The following is an 11,844-nucleotide window of genomic DNA, read 5'->3' as shown; positions in this document are numbered from 1 at the left end:
TCCTTATCACCCCATAGCTGGGGCGCTATTCATATTGGGTATGGCATTTTTTATGCTGGCGGCGAAAGCAATCAGGCTTCTTACATCCCGTGCCGTCCCGTCCTCCAGCGCCAGCTCATAGCGTTTCAGTTCATCTGCTGATAACACCGACAGCTTTTCGGATAGGACATACAGGTCGTCTAAGGTTTCGCCCTGCTGCAGCTTCCCACTGAGACCTATTTTGCTGCAGCTGTATTCCACGGCAATTTTCACGCCGATGAGCTGTTGGTTTCTTTTGATCCGCTGCAGAGCTTCCTCCACATATTCATTGTTGTTAGGTATATTACAAGTCATAGGAGATATCCACAGCGGCGTTTGAGTCATACTGTAAACTTTTATATTAATCATTAGCACCTCCTGTACATGTTTGTGAAGTCATATCAACCGGCTTGTTCATCCAGTCTGTGTCGATATCAAACAGCCCCATCTGCATCGGGATATCCCGCATACGCTCCGCGGTGTCGTAGTTGGATATAAAGATTTCCGCATACTCGCAGCCGCTGTCATACCGCTGCGCGAGATTGTTGATGCGGGTGACGGCTTCGATATGGTATCCCTCATACAGCTTGCGGATATATTCACAGTCGTTGTAGGACACCAGCCAGTTGCCTTTGCATTGTGTCAACGTATCCCGAAGACGCACATGATCCTCCTTTTTAAATTCCACCTGATAGTGATCCTCGGTTTCAAAATACGGCGGATCGCAATAAAAAAAGGCGTTGTCCCTGTCGTATTGACGGATCAACGCCTCGAAGTCTTTATTCTCAATAACCGTGTTAGCGAGTCTGCGGTTTGCCTCCCATATGAGGAAGAAGCATTTACGAACATCGAAAGGCTGACAGCCATATGAAGTGCAGCCGCTGCCGTAGCTGTAACGAATCAACTTGAAGAAGGAGGCGGCACGCTTTACATTAGTAACCTCAGCATTTTCAAGGAGAATCTCCTTGATCACTTCAAATTCAATCGGGGAGAGATTGTGCTGGGCTAACTCCAGTTCTTCTTTTAAGTAGTCGCGGTTGAACTCCCCCTTGTCTATAAATTTTCTGATGACGACGAACTCATCTCTGGAATTCATCGGGAGGAAACCGAGTTCTTTTAAAAAAGCAAGAGTGCGTTCTTTCACGCAAAAGAATAGGTTGGCAAGATTTGAGTTAAAGTCGTTGTAAACCTCCATGACGGTATCGGGCGGCCTGCCGAAAAGCACCCAGCCTCCGCCGCCAAAGACCTCGATGTATCGTCCGAACTCCTTGGGCAGCCTAATGTAGATGAGTTGTCGCAGGGCTTTTTTGCCGCCCACCCAGCTGATGATGCTGTTCAATACTCATCACCTCCTTGGCCTGCTGATCCTGTCCATATAGGTTCGCAGACAGGTTCCATCCGGATCCCAGCAGATGAAGCCGACACGAGGATAGGGGCAGCCTTCGCACCTGACAGTGTCTTTGGGAAGAGGGACGGTAAAAATTTGTCTTGGCGGCGCAGGATCACTGCCGCCTTTTTTCCTTTCTGATTTTATATCTGAGTTCATGTTTCAGCTCCTTTCTGGCAACAAAAAAGACACCGCCTTTTCAGATAGCGCCTCATGGGTGATTGCCCTTGTGTATTCCGATTCAAATTTTTGTTTTATATCATCTGCTGCCCGATAGACGGTCGGCAATATTCCAGCACCAGTTCTTTTTCATTGCGGCGGACAAGGCCATACGCGGTACTGTTGACGCCGTCCTTTTCCATCATGGTATAGCCGTAATGAGTGAATTCAAGGTACTTGAAGGCAATGTCATCCGGCTTCAGTCCGGAGGCTTTCAGCAGCGCCAGCTTTCCAAAGTCCTCCGGCGAGGACATCTCCGGATAAAAGTCGAAGCAATTAAGGTTTTGCGTGAGGTCAAGGGTGTGGTCGATGTCTGTGCAGTCTGTGAATTCAAGGACAGCCTTATACTTTGACAGCATGCCTTGACTCTCCAGTTCTTTGATTCTGTCCGCAAGGATACTGATTTTTTCAATGTCCTCGGAGAAGGAAAAGTTGTTATCCAACCGGGGAATGATACTTTCGCTCCTTGCGATGATGCAGTCGTCAAGGCTGGTCGCTTTTAAATAGCGGAGAGCCTCGCTGATTTCTTCCGGTGAAGCAGGAAGGGCAAGACATTGACCCCCATTATTTTTCAATTCCTCTACACCGTTTTCCAAAAGCAGATTAAACACATAATCGTTTCCTGCTGACTGCTCCGGCAGTTGGGAACCATCATATACCTGTTTCAAGTTCTCAAAATCTTTGACCACATAGTGGCTATCCATATAGACACCGCCCTCTGCTTTCCGCTGGATGCGTCCGACTTTTTCCAGATCGATAAACTCCAGAATTCCCTCCATGTATTCATCCGGAATCTCATTTACCGCATCAACGAAGCCGTTGTCGAGATAAAATTCACCTAACTCCGCATCGTTCTTCACGGGAACACACTGGATATCGTCCATATTATAGGTGATGTTGATGAGCGTCTGCATGGTGGGTGGCGTTTTCTCCATTTGGACGAGACCCTTAAAGGCAATTTTCTGCCAGTCCTCCATTTCTTCCAGCCGGGAGGCAATAAAGTTCAGCTCGTCAAGCGACGGATTTTCAGGAATGAAGTCAATGTACTCCCCCTGATTGTTGTAACACTCTACTATTTTAAATGGCTGACTGGCGGTAATTCTTGCACGTTCCATCGCGTCCTGCATCTCGTTTTGATTTGCTGGGAGCCGGAGGTATGCGCCAGTATAGGCGGGGCTGTCGTAAAAATCGGCCCGCATCAGGGTTATGGTCATTACTTTTTGTATCTCAGACACTTTCTTTTCCTCCTATCGATAAAATAAAAAAAGCGCCTTTCAGTTCTTAAAACAAAAGGCGCTACATGAAGTGCTGTCCTTGATCGGGATATAGGATGGTGAAGGTGGCATCCTGCAATGATGTAACCTCATCACTGCTAATAAATTCCGGATGTGATTTGATCCATTCCAGATCCTCGGCACCGGCATTTTCGCTTTCACCGTCACCGTAGATGTAAGGGTTAACCGTGACATTGATATATTCGGAGCCGCCGCAGTCCTCCACAAGCTCTTGGTAGAGGTCGGAGCCTTCCACGTCCTCGCGGTCAGGTATGCCTCCCATCAGTCCGCTGTCACTGATGCCAGTGCTGGTTTCCAGCTCCACCATGGAAAATATCTTGCTCATTTACATTCCTCCTCTCGTTTGCGTATTGCATCCGAGGTCAGGCTCACTATTTTGCTTCAGCTCCTGCTCAGGTTTGATGAAGAAATTTTCACTGTTCCAGAAACTGACGTAAATTTCACCATCCTCGACTTTAATAGGCCGCTGCTCAAACCCCTCTCCGTAACCATCAGAATACTGTCCGGTAAAGTAATCGGTGAGTACTTTAATTTCAGATTCAGTCAGTTCACCTTTAACCTCGGCCACCATGACACCCCATAGCTCGCCGTTCCATTCCTCAACAGTCGGATTGAGACTGTAAATCTTTTCGGCCAGCACCTTATCCTCGTCAAAATAGACCATCAAGCCGCGGTCACCCTCGCTGGGAAGCTTTTCTTTTTCGATGGCCGCAAGAATTTCATCTTTGTAATACAATGCTTCTGCCGATGAGAGTTTTTCAAGCATATCGTCTGCACTGCATTCGTAATACTCATGGGACGGATAAGAATTTATAGTCAAGGGACTAAAAAATTTAAGAGTTTGCATGTGTTTTCCTCCTTGTCATATTTTATTGGTTTTACACTGCTACAGGAGCTTGAGTCATTTTTCTCGAGTTAAATGGATTACATTTTTGTCCTTTTTTATTTTTTTGACAATACAAAAAACGGCTACACTTTTTTCAAAATGTAACCGTTAGTTTTTAAATTGTTATTTAGTTTTTTGTTTCGCTAAAGGTTTCAATACTTTTCTACATCATGCTTAAGTAAAGGTTTATAAGATATTTACCCATTCGCCTTAGTCTTTTTATAAAATAATCCTTACAACAATTGCACCTACATATCAAGCCGCTATAATTATTTCATGGATAATCCCTTATCTATTGCATCCTGAATTATTTGATGGCAGCACTTGCCTAATGGATTTTTATTCTGACATTGTGAGTTGCTCATTGCTCCAGTAACCTTTAGAACCTCTTTCATTTTAGTAGCACCATCTTTCACGACAGCATTTATAACTTGTTCCTCCGTTACTTTACTACAGTAACAGGCATATTTAGGATTAGCGTCTTTCTTAAACCATATTGGTACCCTTACTTGCTGTTTATTAAATTTGATATTGGATTCTGTATTGTAGTACGTAATATCACATTCCTCACTCATACATAGAAAATAATCGTTGTCGCCAACTTGCTCCATTAGCTCGTCAAGTACCATATGCATTACAGTAATATTTTTTACAAGAGTACCTTGTTTTTCACATACAGGACACAAATTAGTTTTTTCTATTTCAGAACGAGATTCTATTGTATTTCCACAACAACTTTTATTTAAAATTTCTTTTCTCATTGTTTAATTTTCCCTCCCATGATTCATTTTTTCATTCCACATTATTTTATACACATTAGTTCTCTGATTTTAAAATCCTTTAACTTTGTATTTGAATGAGAGGTACAACATTTTTCTTAACCAGAGCCATAATTTTAAAGTTCATCAGTGGATTAGCGTTTTTAAGTGGATAAAACAGTGTTTCATTTTATCCTGGCAAATATCAATATATTGCGACATACATCTTAAGCACACACTATATATTGTGGTTTTTATGTTCTCTCTTTAAAGTTCATCAGTACCACTGTCTCCACGTGCATCGTCCACGGGAACATATCCACCGATTGCACACTATCCACCCCATATCCTCCAGCCGTAAGCCCGCCAATATCCCGTGCCAGGGTTCCCGGGTCACAGGACACATAGATTATGCGCTTGGGATTCAGCTCCAGTAAGCGCTTCAAAACGTCCGCATGCAATCCGGCTCGTGGAGGATCTAAGACCACCACATCCGGTTGTTCTTCTATCTTCATCATACGCGACTCGACTTTCCCCTTCAGGAATTCGATATGACCAATCGCGTTGTTGTTCACGGCATTCCGCATGGCATCTTCAACCGCAAACGGGTTTTCCTCGATGCCTGTAACTTTCTTTGCCTTTCGAGCTAACGCCAAGGCCAGCGTCCCTATTCCCGAATAAAGATCCCATACAGTTTCTTCTCCGTTCAGAGCAGCTACTGCCAAAACCTGGGCATAGAGGACATCCGTTTGCAACGAATTGACTTGCAGAAACGACAGTGGAGACACCTCAAAGGTCATGTCGAGAATCGTTTGACTAAACGATTCGTCTCCCCATATCAATTCTAAATTTCCTCCTAAATCATTTCCTGTGCCAATCCCCCATACAGAACGCAACCCTTCCTGAGAAAGAGCCTTAAAATAATCCGAATTTTCTTCTGGAGAAAGAACTTTAACTGGAAGTCCCTCTAAGAGTAAGAGGCCTTCCCCCTTTCTGTTCTCACGAAAGGTTAATGTGTGTATTTCAGGATACCCATCGGCTAAAAACTCCTCAGTCAGTCGAATCCACCGATTCATGCGCTCACTTAAGAGGAGGCAATCTTGAAAGTGAACAAGAGACTTTGATTTTTCCTTGTAATAGCCTAATTCCCCAGTTGGTTCACGGTGGAGACGTGCTTTATTTCGATAGCGCCAAGGGTACTCCATTCCAAGCGTCGGTTTGACCTCTACCTTTAGTTTCCCAATTCTAGTGAGTGCATCCTCCACCCAGCGTTGCTTCCACTGAAGGGTCTGTTTGTAAGTCATGTGCTGCAACTGACAGCCACCACACCCTTCAAAAACAGAACAAGGAGCATCCATGCGGTCAGGAGAACGATTGATAATCTTCTGTAGCCGAGCCCGTTGATATTTCTTTTTGGCGTCAAAAACTTCAACCTCTCCAGTTTCTCCCGGCAGAAGTCCCGGCACGAATGTGGCGATGCCGTTCATATACCCCACCCCAGAACCATCTGATAGGAGACGGAGACATTCTACTTCTAAATTTGAATTTTCTTCCCGAGTATTCGTATTCCGATAATTGTGGTTTAACTTCTTATTATTCATATTGTCTCCTTCTTTAACCATTAAAAACGCTGAATCAATAACGCAACCGCCATTAAACTATTCCAAGTTCCATGGGCCACGATCGAAGGCCAAATACTTGACGAGCGCTCGTACAACCAAGTGAGAACGACCCCACCAATAAATAAAGGTAGAAACCGAACTAGATCAAAATGCAACGTCGCAAAGAACAGCCCTGTCAACAGCATTCCTTTACCTTTGCCAAGAGCTCGACGAAGCGGTGGGTAGATTAATCCCCGAAAAAGCATTTCTTCCTTAATTGGGGCCACGATGCCACCGAGAATTGTGAGCAGACTAAATTCCCAATAGTTTGCCCCGTTAACCGCTTCTGCAAAACTCTGTGGAGGAGGAGTTCCTAATAAATGTGTCAAAGCATTTCCCAAAATTCCGATTCCCAAAAACAAAAGCACTCCCACGACAAACCCTAATACAACAAATCGTTTGCGTGGTTTGACAAAGCCAAGTTCAGAAAACGGTCGGTGTATGAGGCGCAGAAATAACGCGATCACTATAAAATAAAGCAACACATCCCCAAGACCGACCCCGATAAAGGATAAAATTCCACGCGTCGAATCCAAAATTCTTGGTGTTTCCAACCAACCGAGAGGATACTCGATTAACGTCACAATGGCAATCAGAAAAAACCCTTGCCAAATATTCCAGACTGGCTTTCGTGGTGGAATCCGCAGGTCAATTTTTTTGCTTTTGCCCATTTCATTCATCCTTATCTTAAACAGTTTCAAAACGCACTAATCATTCTCTTCAATTCTACTGGGTAAATCAAACATTGTCCATAAGATACAAAAAGAAGGAGCTCTAATGATTTATAGAGACTCCCCTCTCAACCTATTTATACATCTATGCCTTCCGACGCCAAATCTTAAGTTTTCTTGCCTCAGCGATCAATTTCTCTCTAAAGTCAGGGTGCGCAATTGAAATCAAAGCTTCAGCCCGTTGCCAAGTCGACAACCCTTTAAGATTGACCTTTCCATACTCTGTAACCACAAAATGAACGGTTGTCCGAGTATCTGTTATCACTGAGCCCAGTGTCATAAGCCCTTTAATGCGGGACTGAACTTGCCCCGGTTTATCTTTATAGGTGGAAGGTAAGCAAATAAAACTTTTACCTCCTTTAGAATTATAGGCTGCTTCTACAAAATCAAGCTGACCACCTGAACCACTCATCATATTAGTCCCAGCCGATTCAGAACAAACTTGACCTGTCAAGTCGATCTCCAAACAACTGTTGATGGAAATCAATTGGTCGTTTCGCGAGGCATTACAGGGATGATTAGTGTAATCCACAGGATATGCGGCTAAAACTGGATTATTTTTCATGAAATTATAGAGTTTCTGTGTCCCAGCCGCGAAGGAAAAGGTGATTCTTCCCCGGTCTAATTGTTTGCACGATCCGTTAACTTTTCCTGCCCCAACCATATCTACAAATCCATCGACCAACATTTCCGTGTGAATTCCCAAGTTTTTTAGATTTGATTCAGCAATCATCTGTCCTAAGGCGTTCGGCATCCCACCAATTCCCAATTGAATACAGGCCCCATCCGCAATTTCAGGTAGGACATAGGCAGCAATTTTTTTATCAATTTCAGTGGCGGGGGCCGAAGGTAATTCAGGAAGTCCACGGTGCCCTCCTTCTACTATATAATCCACCTTTGAAATATGGACCATATGGTCATACCCACCATGGACACTGGGCATATCTTCATTAACCTCTACGATGACGACACGAGCCTTTTCAATCGCTGCCGCATAGTGAGAAATAGTGACCCCAAAACTAAAATACCCATGTTCGTCCATTGGTGCAACCTGTATGGCCACGACATCCGTCTGTAAATTCTCGCGGATCCACCGAGGTACCTCTGAATATTTGATAGGAATGTAATACGCCTGACCGTTTTGAACCAATTTTCGTTCTCGCCCACTGAGGTGCCAACTATTCCAGGTAAAATGTTCTCCCATTGGGTCACTATCCAAAATAGCCAACGGTTTGAGGAGCACGGCTCCGCGTATATTCACATCATGGAGTTCTTCTGTTCGCCGAGCCAAAGCTTCCTCTAATAAGCTTGCCATACTTGCCGCCCAGCAAAATTCAACCCAGTCTCCACTGCGGACCACTTTTACGGCTTCATCGGCAGAAACACACTTGTTGCGGTACTCATCTACGCGCATAGATATCTTCCCTTCCTACTCTTCTATTGAATCACCCCACCCCTTAACACGTGCATTCTACGAATGCTTGGATGTCCTTTTCTGGTGTAATCAAAATTGCCTCTGTACAGGCTTGCACTTCCTCGAAGGTTAATCCCGGTGCAATCTCTTTGAGAACCAGACCCTTGGGAGTCACTTCGATAACTCCCATATCAGTGACAATAAGATTGACTTGTTTTGCTGCCGTTAAAGGCAAAGTACACTTCTTTAGGACTTTTGCACCACCATTTTTAGCAGTATGCTCCATGGCAACAATAACTCGTCGTGCACCCACTACTAGGTCCATTGCTCCCCCCATTCCAGGCACCATCTTGCCCGGAATCATCCAGCTGGCTAAATTTCCCTCTTCATCTACTTGAAGAGCTCCTAACACCGTAGAATCCACATGACCGCCCCGGATGATGGCAAAAGACATGGCACTATCAAAGCTGCTTCCACCCGGTAAGATGGTAGCATATTGCCCTCCGGCATTAACTGTATCAGGATCTTCTTTTCCTGCCTCCGGAATAGGACCAACACCCATATAGCCGTTTTCTGACTGTAGAATAATTTTTATCCCTTCGGGCAGGGCGTTTGCTACCTTAGTTGGGATTCCGATTCCTAGATTGACGACATCTCCGGTTTTAAATTCTTGAGCTACTCGTTTTACTAGCCATTCTATCCTTGCTTCCTTATCCAATGTTGGTCACCTCCCGTGGCTGTTTCTGAACTAAAAAATCCACAAAGATCCCTGGGGTCATGACTTCGTCCGGGTCGATTTCCCCGACTTCAACGATATAATCCACTTGAGCGATAACCATATCAGCAGCCATTGCCATTAAGGGATTAAAATTACGAGCAGCTCGACGATATACGAGATTTCCGGCCTTATCCGCCTTATAGGCATTTAATAAAGCTACATTAGCGCGCACAGGGAGTTCTAGAAGATACTCCGTACCATTGACAACAAGCTTCTGCTTCCCGTCTTCCACAATTGTACCAATCCCAGTTGGCGTTAAAATTCCTCCTAAACCCGCTCCTGCTGCCCGAATTTGCTCGACTAACGTACCTTGGGGCACCAACTTTACATCAAGCTCGCCCGCCGACATTTGCTTCCCCGTTTCTTTGTTCGTGCCAATGTGGGTGGCAATCAACTTCCCAACGCATCGTTGTACGATGAGTTGGGACATCGCATCTCCGAGAATACCCGTATCATTAGCGATGAGGGTCAGTTCTTTTGTTTCTTTCTGGCAAATTCCTTCCAGTAGTTGTCCGGGTGCTCCACATCCAATAAACCCTCCGACCATTATGGTCATCCCATTCTCAATCTTACTGATTGCTTCTTCTAGACTTATTACTTTAGTCATTTCTCAATTTCAACCTCCCTCAGACTGAGCCGCATTTCCGCCGACTCTGCAACTCGCGAGATTCCTAATTTCTTGCATTTGCGCAAAAGGGTGGAGATGTCGATACCGAGGGCCCGTGCGGCAGGACCGAGGTGATTATATTGCTGGAGAGCTCCTTCGATTAATAACCGTTCTGTAACAGCCACTGCCGCTTTCAGCGGAATAATTTTTCGCTCTTTAGGATGTGCAGGGTCGGTATCTAACAGAATCACAGCCTGATTCGCGCGCCGAATCTTCTCTGGCAAATCTGCCTTCTCAATTAGACCAGTCTGACTAAGGACGACTAATCGTTCCACGACGTTCTCCAGCTCACGTACATTGCCAGGCCAAGAGTATTCGTATAAGCTGTCCATGGCTTCTGGGACAAAACTCAGACTGCGATGATATTTCTGACAAAATCTTTCTAAGAAGGATAAGGTCAACCCAAAGATATCCTCTTTTCGTTCCCTCAGAGGCGGAATAGCGACCGGTATCACATTAAGTCTGTAATAAAGATCCTTTCGAAACGTCCCCTCATCCACCATCTTCTCAAGATCTCTGTTGGTGGCACACACGAACCTAATGTCCATCTCTAGTGGCACGGTTCCTCCGACGCGCAGTATTTTATGGTCCTGTAAGACACTCAGCAGTTTGACCTGAAGAAACAGGGGTAACTCACCGATCTCGTCCAAGAAGGCTGTACCATGATTGGCCTGATCCAACAATCCCGATTTGCCCTCCCGTCTTGCCCCTGTAAATGCCCCTCCCTCATAACCAAACAATTCAGATTCAATTAATGAGGAGGGAATGGCACTGCAGTCCACTTTTATAAACTTCCCTTTATTACTACGACTACTGTGCTCGTGGAGCAGAGAGGCAATTAACCCTTTTCCTACCCCTGACTCGCCGTAGATCAATACTGTTGCGTCAGAATCGCCGATCCTAGGCAGTTCATCTAAAATACTTTGCATTTTGGGGTCGCGAACCGTTATTTTCTGGGTGGCATTGGGCACTGTAGGACTATAATTTCTTATAATTTCTCTGTATTGCTTGTTGAGTTGCTTTGCACGTTTCAATTCATCTTTTAATGTGTTAAGTTCGCTTAAGTCACGCACTTCACAAACCACGTTAATCAAGTTGCCCTCTTCGTCAAAAGATGGGTTACCGGTTACTAATGCCTCGCAACCACTTGGAAATAGAGTCACCTTAGACACACGCTGCCCGCTACGAATAACCTCAAGAGACGCGGATTCCGATATAAAATTATCGTCTATAAGCGTTCTGACGTTCCGCCCCACGACATTTATAGGAATCCCTGTAATACGTTGAAAAGCTTCATTATGAGCAGTGCAGTACCCCTCCGAATCGGTAATATAGATACCATCACTAATTGAGCTTATCATCGCCCGAAACGTCATTTCCAAACACTGGCTCATCTCTTTATCCCCCCCTACTCCATCCAAACCAGCAATGCAGAGAGGCAGACTCCTTGTACAACCTAATCAATCTGCAGTAACGCAGTCTGCCCGTAAACTTATTTCCACAGTTTGCTCCACTTGTACTTCTAACTTAGTGAGTGAACCACCTAGTCGCATGGGAAGAAGGGCAAGAGAAGATGTATCAAGCAGGAACAAAATAGACGTCAGTGGGTTTGAACTGGCTCAATCGTTTGAACTTCGCCTTAATATCCATGCCAATTTTCACATCTTCCGGAGCTACTCCGATCAGACGGGATAAAAACAGGGTGTCAACCCCTGGCCATTCGACCATAATGAGGGTGAAAGGGGTTTCTGCCAGAAACTCTTGCCCTCCAAAATAACACGTTGTATAGGTATGCACTTTCCCTGTCAAGGGGAGCTGCATCCATTCTGTCTCCGCTCCACAGGTCATGCAGTGACTCCTCGGGGTCGCAAACGTACCGCCACACTTTGTGCATTTACTTCCTTTGAGTTCTCCTTTTGCTAAACCTTCAAAAAAGGGTGAGTCTTGGGCATAACTATGGATATAATCCACTTCATAGTGGTATTTCATAACGATGGGATCTACGTTATAAAGTACACATCCTTGTTCGA

The 11,844-nt window shown here is 44.9% G+C and carries 13 protein-coding genes; all 13 read right to left on the bottom strand.

Going from position 1 to position 11,844, the window contains the following annotated elements; genetic code table 11:
* Positions 1-6: 6 nt before the first annotated feature.
* A complete protein-coding gene (locus DSOL_RS15440) occupies positions 7-333 on the bottom strand; it encodes a hypothetical protein (protein WP_139314492.1) in 327 nt (108 codons plus the stop codon).
* A gap of 46 nt (positions 334-379) precedes the next feature.
* Positions 380-1,357, bottom strand: coding sequence for a DNA adenine methylase (locus DSOL_RS15435; RefSeq protein ID WP_083642633.1), 978 nt, complete (start codon positions 1,355-1,357; stop codon positions 380-382).
* A gap of 302 nt (positions 1,358-1,659) precedes the next feature.
* Positions 1,660-2,859, bottom strand: a complete 1,200-nt coding sequence (locus tag DSOL_RS15425; RefSeq protein WP_075365726.1) for an antirestriction protein ArdA — start codon at positions 2,857-2,859, stop codon at positions 1,660-1,662.
* Positions 2,860-2,920: 61 nt separating this feature from the next.
* Entirely contained in the window at positions 2,921-3,244 is a 324-nt protein-coding gene (locus DSOL_RS15420) for a hypothetical protein (protein WP_075365725.1), read from the bottom strand.
* Positions 3,245-3,766 (bottom strand): hypothetical protein, encoded by a 522-nt coding sequence (locus DSOL_RS15415; protein ID WP_075365724.1) that lies wholly within the window; start codon positions 3,764-3,766, stop codon positions 3,245-3,247. It lies immediately after the preceding gene.
* Between the two features lie 308 nt (positions 3,767-4,074).
* Positions 4,075-4,566, bottom strand: a complete 492-nt coding sequence (locus tag DSOL_RS15410) for a Csac_0668 family 2Fe-2S cluster-binding (seleno)protein (protein WP_075365723.1) — start codon at positions 4,564-4,566, stop codon at positions 4,075-4,077.
* A 251-nt stretch (positions 4,567-4,817) separates the two neighbouring features.
* On the bottom strand, positions 4,818-6,164 hold the full coding sequence (rlmD, locus tag DSOL_RS15405) for a 23S rRNA (uracil(1939)-C(5))-methyltransferase RlmD (protein ID WP_075365722.1): 1,347 nt from the start codon (positions 6,162-6,164) through the stop codon (positions 4,818-4,820).
* Between the two features lie 20 nt (positions 6,165-6,184).
* Positions 6,185-6,895, bottom strand: a complete 711-nt coding sequence (locus tag DSOL_RS15400; protein WP_075365721.1) for a CPBP family intramembrane glutamic endopeptidase — start codon at positions 6,893-6,895, stop codon at positions 6,185-6,187.
* A 145-nt stretch (positions 6,896-7,040) separates the two neighbouring features.
* A complete protein-coding gene (locus tag DSOL_RS15395) occupies positions 7,041-8,369 on the bottom strand; it encodes an acetyl-CoA hydrolase/transferase family protein (RefSeq protein WP_170871523.1) in 1,329 nt (442 codons plus the stop codon).
* A 43-nt stretch (positions 8,370-8,412) separates the two neighbouring features.
* Entirely contained in the window at positions 8,413-9,087 is a 675-nt protein-coding gene (locus tag DSOL_RS15390) for a 3-oxoacid CoA-transferase subunit B (RefSeq protein ID WP_075365719.1), read from the bottom strand.
* Positions 9,080-9,754 carry a CoA transferase subunit A gene (locus DSOL_RS15385; RefSeq protein ID WP_075365718.1) on the bottom strand — a complete coding sequence of 225 codons (675 nt, stop codon included), beginning with the start codon at positions 9,752-9,754 and terminating at the stop codon, positions 9,080-9,082. The genes DSOL_RS15390 and DSOL_RS15385 overlap by 8 nt, the downstream gene beginning before the upstream one ends.
* Positions 9,751-11,208, bottom strand: a complete 1,458-nt coding sequence (locus DSOL_RS15380) for a sigma-54 interaction domain-containing protein (RefSeq protein ID WP_075365717.1) — start codon at positions 11,206-11,208, stop codon at positions 9,751-9,753. The genes DSOL_RS15385 and DSOL_RS15380 overlap by 4 nt, the downstream gene beginning before the upstream one ends.
* A gap of 184 nt (positions 11,209-11,392) precedes the next feature.
* Positions 11,393-11,844: Zn-ribbon domain-containing OB-fold protein (locus DSOL_RS15375; RefSeq protein ID WP_207649639.1), on the bottom strand; the 452-nt coding region annotated here is incomplete at its 5' end.

The organism is Desulfosporosinus metallidurans, from assembly GCF_001936615.1.
GTDB classification, from domain to species: domain Bacteria; phylum Bacillota; class Desulfitobacteriia; order Desulfitobacteriales; family Desulfitobacteriaceae; genus Desulfosporosinus; species Desulfosporosinus metallidurans.
The sequence above is the reverse complement of the archived record's forward strand: the minus strand, read 5'-3'. Positions and strand labels throughout refer to the sequence as shown.